The 20,641-nt window shown below is 69.2% G+C and carries 20 protein-coding genes, 1 pseudogene and 1 riboswitch; of the genes and pseudogenes, 17 read left to right on the top strand and 4 right to left on the bottom strand.

Features of this window, described 5'->3' with window-relative positions:
* Window positions 1-11 precede the first annotated feature (11 nt).
* Window positions 12-1,580, bottom strand: a complete 1,569-nt coding sequence (locus ASD72_RS15385; RefSeq protein ID WP_056880839.1) for a cytochrome ubiquinol oxidase subunit I — start codon at window positions 1,578-1,580, stop codon at window positions 12-14.
* Window positions 1,581-1,787: 207 nt separating this feature from the next.
* Between ASD72_RS15385 and ccoN the strand changes: the two genes are divergently transcribed.
* From ccoN to cydC, 12 genes are all read left to right on the top strand, one after another.
* Window positions 1,788-3,227, top strand: coding sequence for a cytochrome-c oxidase, cbb3-type subunit I (ccoN, locus tag ASD72_RS15380; protein WP_056880838.1), 1,440 nt, complete (start codon window positions 1,788-1,790; stop codon window positions 3,225-3,227).
* A gap of 12 nt (window positions 3,228-3,239) precedes the next feature.
* Entirely contained in the window at window positions 3,240-3,863 is a 624-nt protein-coding gene (gene ccoO / locus ASD72_RS15375; protein ID WP_056880837.1) for a cytochrome-c oxidase, cbb3-type subunit II, read from the top strand.
* A gap of 3 nt (window positions 3,864-3,866) precedes the next feature.
* Window positions 3,867-4,007 carry a cbb3-type cytochrome c oxidase subunit 3 gene (locus ASD72_RS20660; protein WP_081420375.1) on the top strand — a complete coding sequence of 47 codons (141 nt, stop codon included), beginning with the start codon at window positions 3,867-3,869 and terminating at the stop codon, window positions 4,005-4,007.
* Window positions 4,004-4,939, top strand: coding sequence for a cytochrome-c oxidase, cbb3-type subunit III (ccoP, locus tag ASD72_RS15370; protein ID WP_056880836.1), 936 nt, complete (start codon window positions 4,004-4,006; stop codon window positions 4,937-4,939). The genes ASD72_RS20660 and ccoP overlap by 4 nt, the downstream gene beginning before the upstream one ends.
* Entirely contained in the window at window positions 4,936-5,232 is a 297-nt protein-coding gene (locus ASD72_RS15365) for a hypothetical protein (RefSeq protein WP_056880835.1), read from the top strand. The genes ccoP and ASD72_RS15365 overlap by 4 nt, the downstream gene beginning before the upstream one ends.
* Before the next feature lie 82 nt (window positions 5,233-5,314).
* On the top strand, window positions 5,315-6,907 hold the full coding sequence (locus ASD72_RS15360) for a 4Fe-4S dicluster domain-containing protein (RefSeq protein WP_056880834.1): 1,593 nt from the start codon (window positions 5,315-5,317) through the stop codon (window positions 6,905-6,907).
* On the top strand, window positions 6,904-7,425 hold the full coding sequence (locus tag ASD72_RS15355) for a FixH family protein (protein WP_056880833.1): 522 nt from the start codon (window positions 6,904-6,906) through the stop codon (window positions 7,423-7,425). The genes ASD72_RS15360 and ASD72_RS15355 overlap by 4 nt, the downstream gene beginning before the upstream one ends.
* Before the next feature lie 10 nt (window positions 7,426-7,435).
* Window positions 7,436-9,811 carry a heavy metal translocating P-type ATPase gene (locus tag ASD72_RS15350; RefSeq protein ID WP_056880832.1) on the top strand — a complete coding sequence of 792 codons (2,376 nt, stop codon included), beginning with the start codon at window positions 7,436-7,438 and terminating at the stop codon, window positions 9,809-9,811.
* On the top strand, window positions 9,808-10,002 hold the full coding sequence (gene ccoS / locus ASD72_RS15345; RefSeq protein ID WP_056880831.1) for a cbb3-type cytochrome oxidase assembly protein CcoS: 195 nt from the start codon (window positions 9,808-9,810) through the stop codon (window positions 10,000-10,002). Before ASD72_RS15350 ends, ccoS begins: the two co-directional genes overlap by 4 nt.
* A complete protein-coding gene (locus tag ASD72_RS15340; protein WP_056880830.1) occupies window positions 9,992-10,717 on the top strand; it encodes a sulfite exporter TauE/SafE family protein in 726 nt (241 codons plus the stop codon). Before ccoS ends, ASD72_RS15340 begins: the two co-directional genes overlap by 11 nt.
* Complete coding sequence (gene cydD / locus ASD72_RS15335) at window positions 10,714-12,402, top strand: thiol reductant ABC exporter subunit CydD (RefSeq protein WP_056880829.1); 1,689 nt, start codon at window positions 10,714-10,716, stop codon at window positions 12,400-12,402. The genes ASD72_RS15340 and cydD overlap by 4 nt, the downstream gene beginning before the upstream one ends.
* The gene (gene cydC / locus ASD72_RS15330) at window positions 12,399-14,063 is read left to right on the top strand and encodes a thiol reductant ABC exporter subunit CydC (RefSeq protein WP_056880828.1); all 1,665 of its coding nucleotides are present in this window, start codon (window positions 12,399-12,401) and stop codon (window positions 14,061-14,063) included. The genes cydD and cydC overlap by 4 nt, the downstream gene beginning before the upstream one ends.
* Before the next feature lie 370 nt (window positions 14,064-14,433).
* Here the strand turns inward: cydC and ASD72_RS15325 are convergent, their stop codons facing one another.
* The gene (locus tag ASD72_RS15325; RefSeq protein WP_056880827.1) at window positions 14,434-15,201 is read right to left on the bottom strand and encodes a Crp/Fnr family transcriptional regulator; all 768 of its coding nucleotides are present in this window, start codon (window positions 15,199-15,201) and stop codon (window positions 14,434-14,436) included.
* 400 nt (window positions 15,202-15,601) lie between these two features.
* Here ASD72_RS15325 and ASD72_RS15320 point away from each other — a divergent pair.
* The 3 genes and pseudogenes from ASD72_RS15320 to ASD72_RS15310 form a co-directional block, all read left to right on the top strand.
* Window positions 15,602-16,906 (top strand): annotated as a pseudogene (locus ASD72_RS15320) (DEAD/DEAH box helicase); the annotation flags it as partial.
* 117 nt (window positions 16,907-17,023) lie between these two features.
* Window positions 17,024-17,380 carry a 6-carboxytetrahydropterin synthase QueD gene (queD, locus tag ASD72_RS15315; protein ID WP_056880825.1) on the top strand — a complete coding sequence of 119 codons (357 nt, stop codon included), beginning with the start codon at window positions 17,024-17,026 and terminating at the stop codon, window positions 17,378-17,380.
* Window positions 17,381-17,535: 155 nt separating this feature from the next.
* A complete protein-coding gene (locus tag ASD72_RS15310) occupies window positions 17,536-17,928 on the top strand; it encodes a phasin family protein (RefSeq protein WP_056880824.1) in 393 nt (130 codons plus the stop codon).
* Window positions 17,929-18,022: 94 nt separating this feature from the next.
* Here ASD72_RS15310 and bioD read toward each other — a convergent pair whose 3' ends face one another.
* On the bottom strand, window positions 18,023-18,688 hold the full coding sequence (bioD, locus tag ASD72_RS15305; protein ID WP_056880823.1) for a dethiobiotin synthase: 666 nt from the start codon (window positions 18,686-18,688) through the stop codon (window positions 18,023-18,025).
* Window positions 18,689-18,692: 4 nt separating this feature from the next.
* Window positions 18,693-19,418 carry a TMEM175 family protein gene (locus ASD72_RS15300; protein WP_056880822.1) on the bottom strand — a complete coding sequence of 242 codons (726 nt, stop codon included), beginning with the start codon at window positions 19,416-19,418 and terminating at the stop codon, window positions 18,693-18,695.
* Window positions 19,419-19,499: 81 nt separating this feature from the next.
* Between ASD72_RS15300 and ASD72_RS15295 the strand changes: the two genes are divergently transcribed.
* Complete coding sequence (locus tag ASD72_RS15295; protein WP_056880821.1) at window positions 19,500-19,985, top strand: GAF domain-containing protein; 486 nt, start codon at window positions 19,500-19,502, stop codon at window positions 19,983-19,985.
* Window positions 19,982-20,350 carry a TfoX/Sxy family protein gene (locus ASD72_RS15290; RefSeq protein ID WP_056880820.1) on the top strand — a complete coding sequence of 123 codons (369 nt, stop codon included), beginning with the start codon at window positions 19,982-19,984 and terminating at the stop codon, window positions 20,348-20,350. Before ASD72_RS15295 ends, ASD72_RS15290 begins: the two co-directional genes overlap by 4 nt.
* A gap of 48 nt (window positions 20,351-20,398) precedes the next feature.
* Window positions 20,399-20,619: riboswitch (cobalamin riboswitch) on the top strand.
* The last annotated feature ends 22 nt before the right edge of the window (window positions 20,620-20,641 follow it).

The following is a 20,641-nucleotide window of genomic DNA, read 5'->3' as shown; positions in this document are numbered from 1 at the left end:
ATCGTCTCCCGTCAGCCCGCGAGGGCGGGTTGTGGCGCAGGGGCGTCGGAGGCCGGCGCGGACAGGTGCTCGGGCCCCTTCAGGATCAGCTTGCGCATCAGCCAGACCTCGATGACGGCCAGCACCGTGTAGATCAGCACGAAGCCGCTGAGCGTGATGATGATCTGGTGCAGCTTCAGCCCCGACGCGGCCAGGAAGGTCGGCAGCACGCCATCGATGATCCAGGGTTGGCGGCCGTATTCGGCGATCAGCCACCCCGCCTCGATCGCCAACCACGGCAGGGGCAGGCTCCAGAACGCCACCTTGAGGAACCAGCGGTACCTGTCCAGCCGCTGCCGGCTGGCGAGGTAGAACGCGACGGCGAAGAAGGCGATGAAGTAGAAGCCCAGCCCGGCCATCAACCGGAAACTCCAGAACAGCGGCGCGACATGCGGGATGGTGTCGTGCGCGGCCTGCGCGATCTCTTCTTCGGTCGCGTTGCCGATGTCCTCGCGGTAGCGCTTGAGCAGCAACGCATGGCCGATGTCGCGCCAGTGCGCTTCGAAGATGTAGCGCGCGGTGCCGTCGTTGCGGTTGGCCCGCAGCTTCTGCAGCGCGTCGTAGCCCATCAGGCCGTTGCGGATGCGGCCCTCGGCGCGCTCCACCAGTTCCAGGATGCCCGGCATTTCGGTATTGAACGAACGCGTGCCGATCAGCCCCATCACGTAGGGGATGTGCAGGGCGTAGTGGTTGGTCTGGTTCTTCTGGTCGGGAATGGCGAAGGCATTGAAGCCGGCCGGCGCGGGTTCGGTCTCCCACATGGCCTCGATGGCGGCGAGCTTCATCTTCTGGTGCTCGCTGGTGGCGTAACCGCTCTCGTCGCCCAGCACGACGACCGACAACGCGGCGGCCAGGCCGAAGCTGGCGGCCACCGCCATCGAGCGCTTGGCGAAGTCGGCGTTGCGCCCGCGCAGCAGGTAGAACGCACTGATCGCCATCACGAACATCGCGCCGGTGACATAACCGGCCGACACGGTGTGGACGAACTTGGCCTGCGCCACCGGGTTGAAGATCACCGCCATGAAGTCGGTGATCTCCATGCGCATGGTCTCGGGATTGAAGACCGCGCCGACCGGATTCTGCATCCAGCCGTTGGCCACCAGGATCCACAGCGCCGAGAAGTTCGACCCCAGCGCGACCAGCCAGGTGACCATCAGGTGCTGCACCTTGCTCAGCTTGTCCCAGCCGAAGAAGAACAGGCCGATGAAGGTCGCTTCCAGGAAGAACGCCATCAGGCCTTCGATGGCCAGCGGCGCGCCGAAGATGTCGCCGACGTAATGGCTGTAGTAGGACCAGTTCATGCCGAACTGGAACTCCATCACGATGCCGGTGGCCACGCCCATCGCGAAATTGATGCCGAACAGCGTGCCCCAGAACAGGGTCATGCGCCGCCAGATGTCGCGCCCCGTCATGACGTAGACGCTCTCCATGATCGCGATCATGAAGGACAGCCCCAGGGTCAGGGGCACGAAGAGGAAGTGATACATTGCCGTCAGCGCGAATTGCAGACGGGACAGTTCGACGACGGTCATGTCCGGCATGGGGATGCGGCTCCCGGTGGTCTGGCGGGGATTCTAGCCCTCACCTTGTCATGGACGGGGGCGACCATCTGTCGCACCCCCCTTCGCCCTGCCCTGCGGCATCCTGCGCGCCCCCGGCCAACGGCCGGCGGGAGGGGGTTGATCCTGATCAATGCGGCCCGGCTGGCCGGGCCCGAAAATCCACCGTACCAGAATAGGAGAGGCCGCATGCAAGGCGTCCAGGGGACTTACAACGACAAGGTGGTGCGCCAGTTCACGGTGATGACCGTGGTCTGGGGCATCGTGGGGATGCTGGTGGGGGTGCTGATCGCCGCCCAGCTGTACTGGCCGGCCCTGAATTTCGACCTGCCGTGGCTGAGCTACGGCCGGCTCCGCCCGCTGCACACCAACGCGGTGATCTTCGCGTTCGGCGGCTGCGCGCTGTTCGCCACCAGCCTGCACGTGGTGCAACGGACCAGCCACGTCCGGCTGATCTCGGACAAGCTGGCGGCCTTCGTGTTCTGGGGCTGGCAGCTGGTCATCGTGGCCGCCGCGGTGTCGCTGCCGCTGGGCCTGACCCAGGGCAAGGAATACGCCGAACTGATCTGGCCGATCGACGTGCTGATCGCGGTGGTCTGGGTGTCCTACGCCGTGCTGTTCTTCGGCACCATCGCCAAGCGCGCGGTGAAGCACATCTACGTGGCGAACTGGTTCTTCGGCGCCTACATCATCGCGGTGGCGCTGCTGCACATCGTCAACAGCCTGGCCCTGCCCAGCGGCCTGCTGCATTCCTACCCGGTCTACAGCGGCGCCGTCGACGCGATGGTGCAGTGGTGGTACGGCCACAACGCGGTGGGCTTCTTCCTGACCGCCGGCTTCCTCGGGATGATGTACTACTTCGTGCCGAAGCAGGCCGGCCGCCCGATCTATTCCTACCGCCTGTCGATCGTGCATTTCTGGGCGCTGATCGCCATCTACATGTGGGCCGGCCCGCACCACCTGCACTACACGGCGCTGCCGGACTGGGCGCAGAGCCTGGGCATGGTGTTCTCGCTGATCCTGCTGGCGCCCAGCTGGGGCGGCGCGATCAACGGCGTGATGACGCTCTCCGGCGTGTGGCACAAGCTGCGCACCGACCCGATCCTGAAGTTCCTGATCGTCTCGCTGTCGTTCTACATGATGTCGACCTTCGAAGGTCCCATGATGTCGATCAAGACGGTCAACTCGCTGAGCCACTACACCGACTGGACCATCGGCCACGTGCATGCCGGGGCGCTGGGCTGGGTGGCGATGATCACCATCGGCTCGGTCTATGCGCTGCTGCCCAAGCTGCTGGGCCGCGAGCAGATGCATTCGGTCAAGGCCATCGACACGCACTTCTGGCTGCACACGCTGGGCGTGGTGTTCTACATCGCCTCGATGTGGATCGCCGGCGTCATGCAGGGCCTGATGTGGCGCGCCACCAACGCCGACGGCACGCTGACCTACAGCTTCGTCGAAGCGCTGAACGCCACCTACCCCTACTACCTGGTCCGCCTGGGCGGCGGCCTGCTGGTCTTCACCGGCATGCTGCTGATGGCCTGGAACACCTGGAAGACCTTCCAGGCAGCCAAGTCCGTCGCGCCGCAGCCGATCCTGCAGCCCGATGCCAGCCAAGCGCGCGCCTGAGGAACTGACGACATGAGCAAGAACGAGAACCCACACGAGAAAGTCGAGAAGAACGTCGGCCTGATGGCGGTGCTGATCGCGGTAGCGGTGTCCTTCGGCGGCCTGGCCGAAATCGTCCCGCTGATGTTCCAGGCCGAGGCCATCAAGCCGCTGGAAGGCGTGAAGCCCTACCCGGCGCTGCAACTGGCCGGCCGCGACGTGTACATCCGCGAGGGGTGCTACAACTGCCACTCGCAGATGGTCCGCACGCTGCGCTTCGAGTCCGAGCGCTACGGCCACTACTCGCTGGCCGGCGAATCGGTCTACGACCGCCCGTTCCAGTGGGGCAGCAAGCGCACCGGACCGGACCTGGCCCGCGTGGGCGGGCGCTACTCCGACGACTGGCACCGCGTGCACCTGCTGAACCCGCGCGACGTGGTGCCGGAATCGAACATGCCGTCCTTCCCCTGGCTGGAAAACGCCAAGGTCGACGGCGCCGAGGTCGCCCAGCGCATGAAGACGCTGCAACGCATCGGCGACCCGTACACGGACGAGGAAATCAACAACGCCGCCACCGACGTGGAAGGCAAGACAGAACTGGACGCCGTGGTCGCCTACCTGCAAGGGCTGGGCAAGGCCGCGCCGAGGGGAGGCTGAGCCATGGTATCGGGGATCGTCACGGGGGCACTGATCGTGCTCTTCATCGCCGGCTGGGTGTGGGCGTGGAGCCCGCGCCGCAAGGCGGATTTCGAGAATGCGGCGCGCATGCCGCTGGGTGAGGAAGGGGAGAACAACCCATGAGCGCAGGCTGGATCTGGTTCATCGTCGCGCTGGTCGTACTGAACATCCTGGGCTGCGTATGGCTGCTGTGGTGGACCGGACGTCGTCGTCCCGGCGACCCGGCACCGGAAGACACGTCGCATGTGTGGGATGGCGACCTGACCGAGTACAACAAGCCGCTGCCGAAGTGGTGGATCAACCTCTTCTACATCACCATCGTCTTCAGCATCGGCTACATCGCGTGGTACGGCGGCCTGGGCATCATTCCCGGCTACGCCAAGTGGTCGTCCACCGGCGAACACGACCAGGTGAAGGCGGTGCAGGACAAGAAGCTGGAGGCGACCTTCGCGCCCTTCGCCGGGCAGTCGATCGACCAGCTCGCCCAGGATCCGAAGGCGCTGGCGCTGGGGCAGTCCATCTTCAACAACACCTGCGCCACCTGCCACGGCTCCACGGGCCAGGGCGCCATCGGCTACCCCAACCTCAGCGACAACATCTGGCATTGGGGCGGCACGCCGGACCTGGTGCTGCAGACGGTGCTGGACGGTCGCGAGGGCGTGATGCCGGAATGGGGCACTGCGCTGACCAACATGGGCGGCGAGAACGCGGTCGACTACGTCGTCGCCTACGTCAACGTGCTCGGCAACCCGCAGGAAGGCATGAAGAACAACTTCATGGCCGCCCAGGGCAAGCCGCTGTACGATGGCCTCTGCGTGGCCTGCCACGGCGTGGACGGCAAGGGCAACCAGGAACTGGGCGCCCCCGACCTGACCGACGACTACTGGCTGTACGGGAACAGCAAGGAAAGCATGCGCACCACCATCACCAAGGGTCGCCATGGCGTGATGCCCGCCCACCGCGAACTGCTGGGCGAAACCCGCGCGCGCCTCGTGGCCTCGTATGTCTGGTCGCTCTCGCACAAGGAGGGTCAGGCGGCAGCCGGCGCGAAATGACCGATTTCACCGAGCCCCGTCTCGACCACCCGCCCCGGCCGCTCGCGCAGCGCGTCGGGGCGGTGCTCTGGCCCAGCTTCTTCGCCGCCGGCGTGGCGACGATGGTGTTCTTCGCCTTCGTCGATCCGCTGACGCTGCGCGACATGACCTTCCCCGACCTGGCGATCAGCCGCGAACTCGGCTACACGCTGGGTTTCTTCATGTTCTGGCTGGCCACCGCGGCCAGCAGCCTGTTCACCTGGATCCTGCTGCGCCCCGCGAGCCGCTTCAACCGCGCGCTGCCGCCCGACTGAGCAAGCGCCGCCTGCGACAAACCGTCGCTCCCTCGCGCGCCCGCGCGGCGCGAGCATGATGCCAGCCAAGACAGACACTGCCATGTCCACGCCAGCCTCGCCTCCCTCCCCTGCTCCCGACAGCAAGCGCCGCATCCCCCTGGATGTGGTCGACGCACAGGGCAACTCGTTCTACGTCAGCGAACGCAAGGTGTATCCGCGCGACGTGGCGGGCACGCTCAACCGCCTGCGCGTGGCGGCCGTCTGGTGGCTGCTGGGCATGTACTACGTGTTCCCGTGGTTGAAGTGGGACGACCGCCAGGCGGTGCTGTTCGACCTGCCCGCGCGCAAGTTCTACGTCTTCGGCCTGGTGTTCTGGCCGCAGGATTTCCTGCTGCTGGCCGTGCTGCTGATCATCGCGGCGATGGCCCTGTTCTTCTTCACCGCGCTCGCCGGCCGCCTGTGGTGCGGCTACGCCTGCCCGCAGACGGTGTGGACCGAAGTGTTCCTGTGGATGGAGCGCTGGACCGAAGGCGACCGCAGCGCGCGCATGAAGCTGGATGCGGCGCCTTGGAGCGCGAACAAGCTGCTGCGCAAGGGTGGCAAGCATGTGTTGTGGGCCGTGTTCGCGCTGTGGACGGGTTTCACCTTCGTCGGTTTCTTCACGCCCATCACCGATCTGGGCGCGCGCCTGTGGCCGTTCGCCTGGGGCGGCTGGGAAACCTTCTGGGTGTTCTTCTACGCGCTGGCCACGTGGGGGTTCGCCGGCTTCCTGCGCGAGCAGGTCTGCAAGTACATGTGCCCGTACGCGCGCTTCCAGGCGGCGATGTTCGACCGCAACACCCTGATCATCGCCTACGACCCGATGCGCGGCGAACCGCGCGGCCCGCGCAAGCGCGGCCTGGGCAGCGTGCTGGAACGCGCCCGCGGCCTGCTGGAGAACACGACCGCCTACGACTACGTGATGCGCGCCGCCGCGCATCCCAGCCTTGCCGACCAGCGCCTCGGTGCGCACGGCACCATCACCTTCGCCGGCGCCGGCGCGGTGATCGAGCCGCTGCCCAAGTTCGTCCCCGAGCAGTTGGGCGACTGCATCGACTGCACGATCTGCGTGCAGGTGTGCCCCACCGGCATCGATATCCGCAACGGCCTGCAGTACGAATGCATCGCGTGCGGCGCGTGCATCGACGCCTGCGATGACGTGATGGACAAAATGGGCTATCCGCACGGACTGATCCGCTACACCACCCAGAACGCCATCGACGGCAAGCCGTCGAAGGTGCTGCGGCCGCGCATCTTCGTCTATGGCGCCATCCTGCTGGCGCTGGTGATGGCGTGGGGCTGGGGCGTATTCAATCGCGACGTGCTGATCGCGGAAGTCCTGCGCGACCGCAACGCGCTGTATCGCGAAGTGTCGGGCGGCCACGTCGAAAACAGCTACACCCTCAAACTGGTGAACAAGGACCAGCAGGCGCATGCCTACCGGGTGACGCTGGCGTCCGGCACCGCCGGCATCGCCCTGCGCGATGGCGACCTCACCGTGAAGGCCGCACCGGAAGAGGTACTGTCGCTGGCCGTCACCGCGACCGCGACGAACGACGTGCGGGGCCGCCATCCGGTGACGTTCACCGTGCGCGACCTCGACACCGGCACCGAAAAGACCGTGGAAAGCAGCTACTTCGGACCCATCCAATGACGACGCAACCCTCCTCACCCGCCGGCGCCGGCCGCCCCTTCTGGAAAGAACCCATGGTGTGGCTGGTCTGGGGCTTGCCCTTGGCCTCCGTCGTTGCCGGCATCTGGCTGGTGGTGACCGCCGTGCGCGCCGGTGGCGCCGACCCCGTCATCGACGACGTGCAGCGCGTCTCGCAGATCCAGACCACCGACCTCGGCCCGGACGACAATGCGGCGCGGCGCAAGCTGAGCGCGATCGTGCAGGTGCGTGGCGACCACGTGGAACTGACCACGGTGACGGGCGATTTCGCCGGCACCTCGCCGCTGGTGCTGACGCTGGCCCACCCGACCGAAGCGGCGCAGGACATGAGCCTGCCGCTGGCCCGCGACACCGCCGGCTGGCGCGCGCCGGCCGAGGTCGACACCGCGCACGACTGGAACGTGCAGCTCTCGCCGCTGGACGGCAGCTGGCGCATCCGCGGCCGATTGCAGAAGGACACGCAGGCCGTCCGCCTGGCGCCGTCGCACGGGGGCGGTTGAGCGCCCGCGCATGGATATGTCGGTCGCGCGGTGCCATCACTGTGGCGAACCCGTCGCCGACGGCACGACGGCACGGATCGAAGGCGGGCATGCGTTCTGTTGCGACGGCTGCGCCGCCGCCGCCGCGTGGATCGAAGACGCCGACCTCGGCAGCTACTATCGCTTGCGCAGCGCCGCCGCCAATCGCGTGCAGGCCACGCGCAGCGATCTGGACAGTTGGGATCGCCCCGAGCTGCTCGACGAACACAGCCGCGCGATCGAGGGCGGCCGCGAGATCGTGCTGCTCACCGACGGCATGCGCTGCGCCGCCTGCGCCTGGCTGATCGACCGCGCCCTCGCCCGCGAAACCGGCGTGCTCGACACCACCGCGAACGCCGTCACCGGGCGCATCCGCATCAGCTGGGATCCCGCGCGCACGAAACTGTCCGCGCTGTTGGAGCGCCTGGCGATGCTCGGCTACCGGCCCTACCTCGCCACCGGCGACGCGCGCGAACAGGCCCGCCTGTCCGAACGCCGACGCTGGCTGCTGCGCCTGGGTGTCGCCGGCCTGGGTTCGCTGCAGGCGATGATGCTGGCCGAGGCGCTGTACCTGGACGTCAACGCGACGATGCCGCTGCCCACGCGCGACCTGTTCCGCTGGCTGACGTTCCTGGTCAGCACGCCGGTGGTGTTCTACAGCGGCTGGCCCTTCCTCGCCGGCATGGCGCGCGAACTGCGCGCCCGCCACCTCGGCATGGACACGCTGATCGCCAGCTCCACGCTGCTGGCCTATTTCGCCAGCCTCGCGGAAACGATCCGCGGCGGCACCCACGTCTGGTACGACGCGGCGGTGATGTTCGTCTTCCTGCTGCTGGCCGCGCGCATGCTGGAGCAACGCGCGCGCAACGTGGCCACCGCGCAGGTCGATGCGCTGGCGCGCGCGCAACCGGTCTTCGCCACCCGCGAACGCGCGGACGGCACGCGCGAATCCGTGCCGCCGTCCGCGTTGCGCATCGGCGACACGGTCTGCGTGGCCGCCGGCGACGGCGTGCCGGCCGACGGCGTGCTGCTGGACCAGGATGCGGACTTCGAAGAAGCCCTGCTGACCGGCGAATCGCGCCCGGTGCGGCGGCGTGTCGGCGATACCGTGTACGCCGGCACCACCTGCCGCGAGCGCCCCGCGCGGCTGCGCGCCACCGCCACGGGCACCGCCACGCGCCTGTCGCAGCTCGCCGAGCTGGTGGATCGCGCGCAGGGCCATCGCCCGCCGATGGCGCGCCTGGCCGACCGTGTCGGCCGCCATTTCGTGGTCAGCCTGCTGGTGCTCGCCGTGTGCGTCTACGCAGGCTGGCGGATGTACCAGCCCGAGCGCGCATTCGAAGTCACGCTGGCGCTGCTGGTCATCAGCTGCCCGTGCGCCCTGTCGCTGTCGGTGCCGGCCGTGCTGGCCGCGGCGCATGGCGCGCTGGCGCGCTGCGGCGTGCTGGCGACCAGGCCGGAAGCGCTCGACACGCTGGCGCGCGCCACCGACATGGTGTTCGACAAGACCGGCACGCTCAGCGACGGCCGCCCGGCGCGCGTGGCGGTCGACGTCTTCAATGGCGTGGATGCCGACGCGGCGACCCGTATCGCCGCGGCACTCGAGAAGGACAGCGGCCACCCGATCGCATCGGCGTTCGCGGACGTCGATATCCGCGCGTCGGCACAGGCGGTCGTCGCGCATCCGGGAAGCGGTGTGGAAGGCGACGTGGATGGCCGCCACTGGCGCTTCGGCCGGGCCGACTGGGCCGCCGGCCGCGCGGATGATGGCGGACTCTGGTTGGGCGACGGCACATACGGCGTGGCGCGCTTCACCTTGAACGAGCGCCCCCGCGAGGACGCGGCGGCCGCCCTCGATGCGCTCCGCGCGCAGGGGCTGCAATTGCACCTGGCCAGCGGCGACAGCGACGCCGCGGTGCAGCGCCTGGCGCATGCGCTCGGCATCGCCTCGCCGCTCGCGCGGCAGTCGCCCGAGGACAAGCTGGCGCGCGTGCGCCAGTTGCAGCAGGAAGGCCGCATCGTGGCGATGGTCGGCGACGGCCTCAACGACGCGCCGGTACTGGCCGGCGCGGACGTGTCCATCGCGATGGGCGAAGGCGCGCCGCTCGCGCAACAGGCGGCGGACCTGGTCGCCACCGGCCCCTCGCTGCTGCGCATCGCCGACGCGGTGCGCGTGGCGCGCCTGGCGCGCAAGCTGGTGAAGCAGAACCTGGCCTGGTCGGCGGGCTACAACCTGCTCGCCGTCCCGCTGGCGGCGGCCGGCCTGGTCACGCCGTGGATCGCCGCGCTGGGCATGGCGGTATCCTCGTTGGTCGTGACCGTCAATGCGCTGCGCTTGGCGCGCGACGACCGGAGACTCGCCGCATGAACATCCTGCTGATGCTGCTGCCGATCAGCCTGCTCCTGCTCGGGCTGGCGATCGCCGCGTTCGCCTGGGCCGTGCGCAAGGGCCAGTTCGACGATCTGGATACGCCGGCGCTCGACATCCTCGACGACGCACCGCCGCGCCCGACCGCTCCACCCGCCGCCGCCCCGCGTGAAGGCGACGATGGGGCCTGATGTTCCCGTCCTACTCGCCGCGCTGCTCGCGGGGCTGGTGGGCAGCACGCACTGTGCGGTGATGTGCGGCGGCATCGCCACCGGTTTCTCCGCAATGTCGTCCCGCCAGGGTTGGCGCGAAGCGTTGCAGCTGAACCTGGGTCGCGTGGCCGGCTATGCGCTGGCCGGCGCGCTCGTCGGCGCATTCGGTGGCGGCCTGCTCGCGCTCGCCCGTCATGACACCGCGGTGCTGGCGATGCGCATCGGCGTGGGCCTTGCACTCGTGGTGCTGGCGCTGCGGCTGCTCGACCAGCGCGGGCGACTGGATTTCCTCGCGCGCCCCGGCGCGAAGATCTGGCAGGTGTTGCGACCACTGCATGCACGCGTCCTGCCCGCCAACACGCTGCCGCGCCGCCTCGCCGCAGGCGCACTGTGGGGCTGGCTGCCGTGCGGGTTGAGCCTCAGCCTGCTGACGGTGGCATGGCTGCAGGCGAACGCGCGCGATGCCGCGCTGACGATGGCGGCCTTCGGCCTGGGCACGTTACCGATGATGGTGACGCTGACGTGGTCGGGCGCACGCCTGAGCCGGCGTTGGCAGCAACCGGCGTTCAGGCGCGTGGCCGCCGGCTTCGTGCTGGCTGCCGGTGTGCTGACCGTCGCATCGCCCTGGCTGATGCGGCATCCCGCGTTGCACGGCATCCTCGCCGCGCTGGGTTGCCAGCCTCTGCCGGCATGAGCGAGACCGCTACCGGCCAGACGCCGACACCGGCCGCCGCGTCACGCCTGAAGGCGTTGGGCCACGCCGCCGCGTTGCCCTTGCGGGGCGCCAGCACCTGCGCCGTGCTGGCAGGCATGCTGCTGGTGCCGCAGGCGGCGTTGATCGCGACGTGCATCCAGCGCGTCTTCGTCGACGGCGCATCGGCGGCGGCACAGGCACCGCTGCTCGTCGCGTTGCTCGCCGTGCTCGTCGCGCGTGCACTGCTGGGTTGGGCAGGCCGGCGCTGGGCCGACCATGCGGTGGAACGCATCCGTATCGCCTTGCGCGCACGCCTGGCACGCGCGGTGGTGGCACGCGGTCCGGCATGGGCGCGCATGCAGCAGAGCGGCGCGCTCGCCGAACACCTGGGCGCGCATGTCGATGCGGTCGAGGGCTACTACGGCGGTTTCGTACTGGTGCGGGCGGAAGTCATCGGTGTTCCGCTGGCGATCCTGCTGGCCGTGTTCGCGGTGGATCGCACCGTCGGACTGGTCTTGCTGCTGACGATGCCGCTGGTGCCGGTGTTCATGATGCTGGTCGGCTGGGGCGCCGAAGCTGCCAGTCGCCGCCAGTTGCAGGCGCTGGCGCGGATGGGGGGCCACTTCGCCGACCGCCTGCGCGGACTCGGGTTGATCCGCATCTACGGGCGTGGCGATGCCGAGCTGCAAGGCATCCGCGCCGCCGCCGAGGAACTGCGCGTGCGCAGCCTGCGCGTGTTGCGCATCGCCTTCCTGTCGTCGGCGGCGCTGGAATTCTTCGCCTCGCTCAGCGTGGCGATGATCGCGCTGTACCTGGGCCTGAGCTATCTCGGCATGCTCGACCTGCGTACCGCGCCGCTCACGCTGGGCGCGGGCGTGTTCTGCCTGCTGCTCGCGCCGGAGTTCTACGCGCCGCTGCGCCGGCTCGCCACGCACTACCACGACCGCGCGGGCGCACGCGCGGCCATGGACGAGCTCGGCACACTGCTCGACACGCCGGAACACTCACCTTCCGAGCGAACCCCGCACGTCAACGATGCTTCGACACCCCTGGTCGTCGCACGCGGCGTGGCGGTGCGGCACGCCGGTGCAGCGCGCGATGCATTGCACGACGCCGACATCGCCTTGCGACGCGGGCAGCGCGTGGCGCTCGCCGGTCCCAGCGGTGGCGGCAAGAGCACCCTGCTCGATGTGCTGGCCGGCCTCGTGCCGTCGACCGCGGGCGAGCTGGTCCGCATGCCTGGCCTGCGCATCGGCTACGCACCACAGCGGCCGTTCCTGTTCGCCGGCAGCCTGCGCGACAACCTGCGGATGGCCAGGCCCGAGGCGAGCGACGAGGAACTGCGCGCCGCCGCCGATGCCGCCCAGGTGCTCCGCTTCGCCGACCGGCTGCCGGACGGACTGGATACCGTGATCGGCGAGCGTGGATTCGGGCTGTCGGGAGGCGAAGCGAGGCGCGTGGCACTGGCGCGCGTGTTCCTTCGCTCACCGGACCTGCTGCTGCTCGACGAGCCCACCGCCTTTCTCGACCCCGACACCGAAGCCGCTGTGCTGCAGGCGATCGTCCGCTTCGCCGAAGGGCGCTGCGTCGTGATGGCGACGCACAGCGCGGCCGCCATGGCGGCCATGGCGACGATGTGGCGCGTGCACGACGGCCGGTTGAGCACGGCAGAGGACGGCGCTTGAACGCACAGGAGCCTCGCCTGCGTGATGTCCTGCGCGTCCATCGCCGCCTCGCGACGCTGGCCGTGGTCTTGCTGCTGCTGACGTTGCTGGCAGGCACCGCATTGCTCGCGGTGTCGGGGCATTTCCTGACGGCGGCCGCACTCGCGGGCACCGGCGCGCTCGGCTTCAACTTCTTCGGTCCGTCCGCCGGCATCCGCGCACTGACCTTCGTGCGCATCCTGTCGCGGTATGCGGAAAAGCTGGTGGGCCACGACGCCACGCTGCGCATCGCGCGCGACCTGCGGGTGTGGTTCTTCCGCCGCGCGCTGCCGCTGGCGCCGCTGGGGCTCGGGCGCCACCGCGTCGGCGAGCTGGTCACGCGATTGCTGGCCGACATCGAGGCGGTGGACGGACGGCTCGTCCGTGCCGTCGGCCCCCTGCTCGCCGTGCTGGCGTTGTGCGCGCTGGCGGTGGGCCTCGCGACCTGCGTGCTGCCCACGGCGGGTGGCGTGCTGCTGGTGACGCTGTTGCTGCTCGGCGTAGCGGCGCCCTGGTGGTCGATCCGTCGTGCCGCCGCACTCGAAGACGCCCGCGCCGGCGCGCGCACGCGACTGCGCGCGGGCGTGCAGGAAGGCATCGAGGGCCAGGTGGACCTGGCGGCGATGGAAGCGACATCCGCTTGGCTGCAAGGCCTCGACGCGCGCAGTCGCGACGTCGCGCACTGGGATGGCCTGCGCCGCCGCCGGCTCGCCGATGCCACGCTGCTGCAGGCAGTGGTGGGCGCGTGCGCACTGCCCGCGATGCTGTGGCTGCTGCTGTCGGCGGTGGACGCGGGACGACTCGATGCCGCGCTCGCAGGCGGCCTGTTCTTCATGACGGTCGCGGTGCTGGATGCCTGCAGCGCCATCGCGCCTGCCTGGCAAGCGTGGCACGCGGCGGCCATCGCCGCGCGGCGACTGGAGGACGTGGTCGAGGTTTCCGATCCGCATCGCGGTGCTGGCAATAGCGAGCCTGCAGCGCAAGGCGTGCTCGCACTGAACGCGGTGACATTCGCCTGGCCCGGCACTTCGCGCCGTGTTCTCGACCACGCGATGCTGCGCGTCGAGCCCGGCGAGCATGTGGTCATCGCCGGCGACAGCGGCGCGGGCAAGTCCTCGCTCGTGGCGCTGGTGCTCGGGCTGTGCGAACCGCAGACGGGCGAGGTCTCGTTCGCCGGTGCCGACCTGCGCATGCTGGCACCCGTGGACTGGCATGCGCGCATCGCGTGGCTGCCGCAGGACGCACCGGTCTTTTCGGGCAGCGTGCGCGAGAACCTGCAGCTCGGCGATCCGGATGCCGACGACGCGCGACTGTGGTCCGTCCTCGCCCAAGTGCGGCTGGAGGCGCACGTCCGCGGCCTGACCGATGGCCTCGATGCGTGGGTCGGCGAGAACGGCGCCACACTGTCCGCCGGCCAGGCGCGCCGTCTGGCGCTGGCGCGCGCGCTGCTGCGCGATGCCCCTCTGCTGCTGCTCGACGAACCCACCGAAGGTCTGGACCAGGACACGGCCGACGCGCTGATGCTGGATTTCGCCGATGCCGCGCGTGGACGCAGCGCGCTGATCATCAGCCATGCGGCGCTGCCGGATGGCGTGGCGGATGCGCGATACCGGTTGCGGGATGGGAGGCTGGTGCGGGAGTGAGGCGCACTGGGGTGTGGGAGCGACGTAAGTCGCGATGAAGCTCTACTGGCGGACTTTCGCGACTTACGTCGCTCCCACAAGCGGGGATCCCACGAATCCCGGGACGGACAGCCCCGCGCTTCGGCCAACGCGTCCAGGCGCGCACGGTTGAGCAGGCGCACATGGTGCGGGTCGTCGGGCGATGTTGCCTTCCTCATGCGACGCTCGGATGGCGTGGCGGAGGCGCTTATCGGTTGCGGGGTGGGAAGCGGGTGCGGGAGTGAGGCGCACTGGGGTGTGGGAGCGACGTAAGTCGCGATGAAGCTTTACTGGCGGACTTTCGCGACTTACGTCGCTCCCACAAGCGGGGATCCCACGAATCCCGGGACGGTCAGCCCCGCGCTTCGGCCAATGCGTCCAGGCGCGCGCGGTTGAGCAGGCGCACGTGGTGCGGGTCGTCGGTGGCGATGCTGCCTTCCTGGCGCAGGCGGGTGAAGCTGCGGCTGACGGTTTCCACGGTCAGGCCCAGGTAGTCGGCGATGTCGGTGCGCGTCATCGGCAGGATCACTTCGGTGTCGTCCTGGCCTTGGCGACGGCGGCGCTGCGCCATGTCGACGAGGAAGCCGGCCAGCCGCTCCATCGGGTTCAGGCGCGCGAGCGACATCAGGTTGCCGCGCGTGGCGTCCAGCTCCACGCAGGCGCGCTCGAGCAGTTCGCGCTCCAGCTCGGGATGGTCGTTGCACAAGCTGCGCATGTCGGCCATCGAGAACTCGCACAGGGTGCTGTCGGTGATCGACTCGATGGTGTGCTTGTAATGCGAGGTGCCGCTGAAGCCGATGAAATCGCCCGGCATCAGGAAGCCGGCCACCAGTCGACGGCCGTCGGCCAGCAGGCGGATCCGGCGCAAGGCGCCCTTGGTCACCGTGAACACGCCACGGCGGGGCTCGCCTTCACGCACCAGCGCTTCACCGGCCACCAGCCTCACGTCGTCGGCCAGCGATTCCATCGCGTGGGCTTTCTGCACCGGCAGTGCCGCACAGACGGCCAGGTGCCTGACCAGGCAGCCGCTGCAGCCGCGCGCGGCCTGGCAGGCCACGGCGTCGCCGGCCGTTGTACCGGGCACCGGGGCGTCGTTCTGGCGGAGGATGCGAAGGCTCATGGCGGTCGGCTACGTGGGTCTTCACGGGCCATGATACGCCCGCAAGCCCTTGATTTCCGTACTGCGACAATCGGTCGCAGCGCGCCCTTTCAGCCTGGGTTCCCCCATTCAGGCGCGGATTCGGGTACAGTGCGCGCCGCTTGCCTGCGGCCGTTCGTTTCCCCGATGGTCCGCCGGCGCAGGGAATTCCACGCGAATTCCCGCGCCCGCCCCGCTCCGACTTCTTTCGTTGCGCAAGCTCGGTAGCGCCGTTTTGGCGCCTCCGCACCCCTTCTCGCAGCGCGGTTTCAGGGAACGCTTCGAGTCACGGTCTTGCCGCATTCCGCGCGTTCCATGCCGCCGCACGCCTCTGTGCCGGCGTTGCGCGCGCGTCCGGCCGACCGGCTTTGGAGCTTAGACAATGACGTTTGAAACCTTGGGCCTGGCGCCCGCCCTGCTGCGCGCGCTGGACGAACAGGGCTACACCCAGCCCACCCCCATCCAGGAACAGGCCATCCCGCTGGCCCTGGCCGGCCACGACCTGTTGGCCGGCGCCCAGACCGGCACCGGCAAGACCGCCGCGTTCGGCCTGCCGCTGATCCAGTACCTGGCCACCACCCCGCAGGAAGTGCAGCGCGGCGGCCCGCGCAAGCCGCGCGCCCTGGTGCTGACGCCCACCCGCGAGTTGGCCGTGCAGGTGCACGACAGCCTGCGTGGCTATGGCAAGTACCTGCGCATTCCCAGCACCACCATCTACGGCGGCGTCGGCATGGGCAACCAGCTGGACGCGCTGCGCCGTGGCGTGGACCTGGTGATCGCCTGCCCGGGCCGCCTGATCGACCACCTCGAGCGCCGCAGCGTGGACCTGTCGGGCATCGAGATCCTGGTGCTGGACGAAGCCGACCGCATGCTCGACATGGGCTTCCTGCCGTCGATCAAGCGCATCCTGGCCAAGCTGCCCCGCCAGAACCGCCAGACCATGCTGTTCTCCGCGACCTTCGCCGATCCGATCCGCGAGCTGGCGCTGGAGTTCATGCACGATCCGAAGCAGATCCAGGTCACGCCGAAGAACACGGTGGCCGAAACCATCAGCCATCGCGTGCACCCGGTCGACGGCAGCCGCAAGCGCGATCTGCTGCTGCACCTGCTGGCGCAGGACAGCCGCCTGCAGACGCTGGTGTTCGCCCGCACGAAGCACGGCAGCGACAAGCTGGCGACGTTCCTGGAGAAGAGCGGCATCAAGACCGCGGCGATCCACGGCAACAAGTCGCAGGGCGCCCGCCAGCGCGCGCTCAGCGACTTCAAGGCCGGCCGGATCAACGTCCTGGTCGCCACGGATATCGCTGCGCGCGGCATCGACATCGACCAGCTGCCGCAGGTGATCAACTTCGACCTGCCGATGGTGGCCGAGGACTACGTGCACCGCATCGGCCGCACCGGCCGCAACGGTTCGACCGGCCAGGCGATCTCGCTGGTGGCGCAGGACGAAGCCAAGTACCTGCGCGCCATCGTCCGCCTGCTCAACCGCGACATGGACCTGCGCGACGTGCCGGGCTTCGAACCGCAGACGCCGATCCGCTGGGGCAACAGCGCGCCGGGCAAGGCTGACCTGCCGGGTGGCGAGCGCACCCCGCGCCGCAACGGCCCGCAAAAGCACGCGCGTCGCCCGCACGGCGATGCGCCGCGCCACGCGCACGCCGGCCCGAAGAAGCATGGCGGCCAGCGCCGCGACGGCCGCCCCGGTGGCGCCCGCCAGGGCCAGTCGCGCCCGGCCCGCTAAGCCGCACCCTGCGCGCGGCACCTTCGCCGGTGCCGCGCGCTTCCACGCTCCAGGAACCGTCGCATGGACATCTTCAAGGTCTTCACCGTCGAAGCCGCGCACCGGCTGCCGCACGTGCCGGACGGCCACAAGTGCGCGCGCCTGCATGGCCATTCGTTCCGCATCGAGCTGCACCTGTCCGGGCCGATCGACCCGCAGGCCGGGTGGGTGATGGACTTCGCCGACGTGAAAGCGGCCTTCAAGCCGATCTACGACCGGCTGGATCACCATTACCTCAACGACATCCCGGGCCTGGACAATCCCACCAGCGAGCACCTGGCCAAGTGGGTCTGGGACCAGGCCAAGCCGGTGCTGCCACTGCTGAGCGCCGTCGTGGTGCATGAAACCTGCACGTCCGGCTCCCGCTACAGCGGCGCCTGAGGGACGGGAACCGGTTTCAGGCCACCCATACAAGCGTTTGATTTTTAACGGCTCCTGACCGTTCGTCGGATTTCCATACGCCGGTTATTGCACTGCAACATGGATCCCTCTATGCTGCGTCGCAACAGATGGAAATCCCCTTTTAGGAGCACGCCATGACCACGCAATTCAACGAAAGCTTCAGCCAGTTCACGCACCAGTTCGCGGCCGCTGCGGCCCGTGCGAACCGCCTGGCCCTGGAAAGTGCCGAGACGGTGTTCGGCGTGCAGCTGAAGACCTTCGAAAAGAACGTCGACGCCACCACCGCCTTCTTCGGCGAGCTGGCCGAGACCCGTGACCTCGACGGTTACAAGACCCTGTGGCCGAAGGGCCTGCAGGTCGCCAAGGACAACGCCGAGCGCGTCGTCGCCGCCAGCCAGGAAGTGTTCGGCCTGAGCCTGAAGACCGGTGAGGCCTTCGGCCAGCTGGTGAAGACCCAGTTCGAAACCGCGACCGACAGCGTCCAGGCCTCCGTGGCCAAGGCGACCAAGGCTGCGAAGGCCAAGTAAGCCCGCTTCAACCGGTTATTGCGCGGCCCTCCCCTCCCTCCGCGCAAACCCGACCCGGCAGCCCCCACGCTGCCGGGTTTTTTATTGCCCGCGATCAGGGCAGCGAAAGGGAGCTGGCCAGCGCCCGGGCCTGCGCGCCCGGCGCATGCGGCAACCGCCCCCAGCACGGCACGGGCATGCGCGCCGAGAGCAGGGCGAAGTTTTCGTCGCGGCGCGCCATGTCGGGGTCGACTTCGTTCGCGATCCAGCCCACCAGCCGCGCGCCGTCGTCCTGGATCGCACGCGCGCTGAGCCGCGCATGGTTGATGCAACCCAGGCGCATGCCGACCACCAGCACCACCGGCAGGCGCAGCTGTTCGACCAGATGCCGCTGGTCCAGCGTGGCCGTCAACGGTGCGGCCCACCCGCCGACGCCTTCCACCAGCACCATGTCGGCCAGCGGATGCAGGCGCTCGAACGCCGAGACCAGCACACCCAGTTGCACGTCCACGCCCGCATCGCGCGCGGCGATCTCCGGTGCCAGCGGCGCAGGCAGGGCGTAGGGGTTGAGGTCGTCGTACGGCGGTACCGGATCGCTGGCCGCCTGCAGCGCCAGCGCATCGTCGTTGCGCCAGCCCTCGGGCGTGCGCTCGCAGCCGCTGGCGACCGGCTTCATGCCCACCGCACGCATTCCGCGCGCGCGGAATGCGTGCAGCAGTGCGGCGCTGGCGACGGTCTTGCCTACGCCGGTGTCGGTACCGGTGACGAACAGCCTGTCCATCGCGTCAGTCCTCCGCGCGTGCCGGCCAGCGGCGCGCGCCCCAACGCTGTCCCGCCACGTGGAGCAGGCCGGTGAACGAGAGCAGGAAGTACACGCTGCCCGGCAGCGCGACCTGCCAGGCGCGCGAATCCGCGGTCAGCAGGCTGGCGATCAGCACCGACAGCAGCCCGACCAGGACGAAATACGCATGCGAAGCGAACTCGCCCGCGGCGTTCGCGGCAGCGTCGCCATCCAATCCCAGACGCGCGCGCGCGCGCCAGGCCAGGGCGTACAGGCCGCCGATGCAGGCCGACATCGACGCGAACGCCAGCCCGTAGAAGGTGAACATGAAGGCGAGCGGACCCGGACCGTTGGCGTCGTTCAACGGCATCGGCAACCAGCCGCCGGTGATCCAGGCGAAGAACGTGCCCAGCAGCAGGCGCAACGGATAGACATAGACCAGCACGAGGAACACCAGCAGCAGGCTGAGCAACGTGGCCGGCACGCTGCCGAGGCGGTAGCGTCGGCTCCAGCGCACGTGCGCGTACCAGAACATCGCCACCATCGCGAAGCTCGCGGCGAACGCCGGCACGTTCTTCAGCGCCTGCAACAGCGCGCCGATGCTGTCCGGGATGCGGTCCACCGAAATCACGAGCAGAGTCACCGCGAACGCGAACGCCGCATCCACGAACGCTTCCAGTCGCGTCACCCCGTGGCCGCGCCATCCGGCCTCGTCATCGCCTGCCTTCATGCCCGCCTGTTCCCCGTCAGGTCCGCCGCTGGAATGCATCATATCGGGCCGCCCTGAGGGGCCGGGGGTAGAATCGACCGCATGTCATTCGCCTCCCAAACGCTCACCGGCAGCAAGCCGGAACAATACGCGCAGCTGGCCGACCAGGCCCGCGCCCTGCTGGCCGGCGAACCGGACCGGATCGCCAATGCCGCCAACCTGGCCGCACTGATCTACCACGCCCTGCCCGACTTCAACTGGGTGGGCTTCTATTTCTTCGATGGCCGGGAATTGGTGGTCGGTCCGTTCCAAGGCTTACCAGCCTGCGTGCGGATCCCGTTGGACAAGGGGGTCTGCGGAGCCGCCGCACGCAACCGCCAGACCCAGCGCGTGGACGATGTGGAGGCCTTCCCGGGCCACATCGCCTGCGATTCCGCATCGCGCTCGGAACTGGTGGTCCCGCTGGTGAAAGGGGGCGAACTCGTCGGCGTACTCGACCTGGACAGCCCCCGCCTGGCCCGGTTCGATGCGGACGACCAGGAAGGCATGGAACGCATCGCCGCCATTTTCCTGGATTCGCTGACATGACAGGCACCAAGCTGCGCAACATCGGCCCCAAGTCCGCCGCCTGGCTTCGCCAGGTCGGCCTGCGCACGCAGGAGGATCTGGAGTCGGTGGGCGCGGTGGAGGCCTTCATCCGGGTCAAGCGTGCCGGGTTCCGCCCCAGCCTCAACCTGCTGTACGCGCTGGAAGGCGCACTGCTGGACTGCCATTGGCAGCAGTTGCCCGAAGCACGCCGCGGCGAACTGCTGGTGGCGTACGATGCGGCCGCGGCCCTGCTGCCCCCGCCGCGTGGCCGCCCCGCCGCCGGCCCGGTGACGACGACCCATACCGAGCAGGAAGAGGACGCCGGTCCTTCATTGAACCTGTTCGACTCGCGCGGCGACGACTGATCGTACGCCGCGGCCGCGTGGCCTGACGGCGCCGCGACCGCTTCCCGTATACTGCGCGCGCTTTCAGGTGACCCGCGCCTCGTGCCGGGTTGAAACGGGAAGCCGGTGACCCGTCCCACGGCGGCATTCCGGCGCTGCCCCCGCAACGGTAGGCGAAGAAAGCCGCGGCATCGGCCACTGTGCGTCCACGACGCATGGGAAGGCGCCACGGCGGAGTGCCCTGCACTCGTTCGCAAGCCCGGAGACCGGCCTGGGAGTCCACTGGTTGCGATGCGGAGGGCGTCGCGGCGT

Origin of the sequence: Pseudoxanthomonas sp. Root630, assembly GCF_001427585.1 — a bacterium.
In the GTDB taxonomy this organism is placed as follows: Bacteria; Pseudomonadota; Gammaproteobacteria; order Xanthomonadales; family Xanthomonadaceae; genus Pseudoxanthomonas_A.
Note: the sequence above shows the minus strand (reverse complement) of the source record. Positions and strands in the feature narration are given on the sequence as shown.

What these genes read in the sequence shown, in the direction of transcription:
- queD (WP_056880825.1), top strand. Translation starts at nt 17,024, where the DNA reads ATGGACATCTTCAAGGTCTTCACCGTCGAAGCCGCGCACCGGCTGCCG.
- ASD72_RS15290 (WP_056880820.1), top strand. Translation starts at nt 19,982, where the DNA reads ATGACAGGCACCAAGCTGCGCAACATCGGCCCCAAGTCCGCCGCCTGG.
- cydD (WP_056880829.1), top strand. Translation starts at nt 10,714, where the DNA reads ATGAGCGAGACCGCTACCGGCCAGACGCCGACACCGGCCGCCGCGTCA.
- ASD72_RS15360 (WP_056880834.1), top strand. Translation starts at nt 5,315, where the DNA reads ATGTCCACGCCAGCCTCGCCTCCCTCCCCTGCTCCCGACAGCAAGCGC.
- ASD72_RS15300 (WP_056880822.1), bottom strand. Translation starts at nt 19,418, where the DNA reads ATGAAGGCAGGCGATGACGAGGCCGGATGGCGCGGCCACGGGGTGACG.
- ASD72_RS15340 (WP_056880830.1), top strand. Translation starts at nt 9,992, where the DNA reads ATGGGGCCTGATGTTCCCGTCCTACTCGCCGCGCTGCTCGCGGGGCTG.
- ASD72_RS15325 (WP_056880827.1), bottom strand. Translation starts at nt 15,201, where the DNA reads ATGAGCCTTCGCATCCTCCGCCAGAACGACGCCCCGGTGCCCGGTACA.
- ccoP (WP_056880836.1), top strand. Translation starts at nt 4,004, where the DNA reads ATGAGCGCAGGCTGGATCTGGTTCATCGTCGCGCTGGTCGTACTGAAC.
- ASD72_RS15365 (WP_056880835.1), top strand. Translation starts at nt 4,936, where the DNA reads ATGACCGATTTCACCGAGCCCCGTCTCGACCACCCGCCCCGGCCGCTC.
- ASD72_RS15295 (WP_056880821.1), top strand. Translation starts at nt 19,500, where the DNA reads ATGTCATTCGCCTCCCAAACGCTCACCGGCAGCAAGCCGGAACAATAC.
- ASD72_RS15385 (WP_056880839.1), bottom strand. Translation starts at nt 1,580, where the DNA reads ATGCCGGACATGACCGTCGTCGAACTGTCCCGTCTGCAATTCGCGCTG.
- ASD72_RS15355 (WP_056880833.1), top strand. Translation starts at nt 6,904, where the DNA reads ATGACGACGCAACCCTCCTCACCCGCCGGCGCCGGCCGCCCCTTCTGG.
- ASD72_RS15350 (WP_056880832.1), top strand. Translation starts at nt 7,436, where the DNA reads ATGGATATGTCGGTCGCGCGGTGCCATCACTGTGGCGAACCCGTCGCC.
- ccoS (WP_056880831.1), top strand. Translation starts at nt 9,808, where the DNA reads ATGAACATCCTGCTGATGCTGCTGCCGATCAGCCTGCTCCTGCTCGGG.
- ASD72_RS20660 (WP_081420375.1), top strand. Translation starts at nt 3,867, where the DNA reads ATGGTATCGGGGATCGTCACGGGGGCACTGATCGTGCTCTTCATCGCC.
- ccoN (WP_056880838.1), top strand. Translation starts at nt 1,788, where the DNA reads ATGCAAGGCGTCCAGGGGACTTACAACGACAAGGTGGTGCGCCAGTTC.
- bioD (WP_056880823.1), bottom strand. Translation starts at nt 18,688, where the DNA reads ATGGACAGGCTGTTCGTCACCGGTACCGACACCGGCGTAGGCAAGACC.
- ASD72_RS15310 (WP_056880824.1), top strand. Translation starts at nt 17,536, where the DNA reads ATGACCACGCAATTCAACGAAAGCTTCAGCCAGTTCACGCACCAGTTC.
- ccoO (WP_056880837.1), top strand. Translation starts at nt 3,240, where the DNA reads ATGAGCAAGAACGAGAACCCACACGAGAAAGTCGAGAAGAACGTCGGC.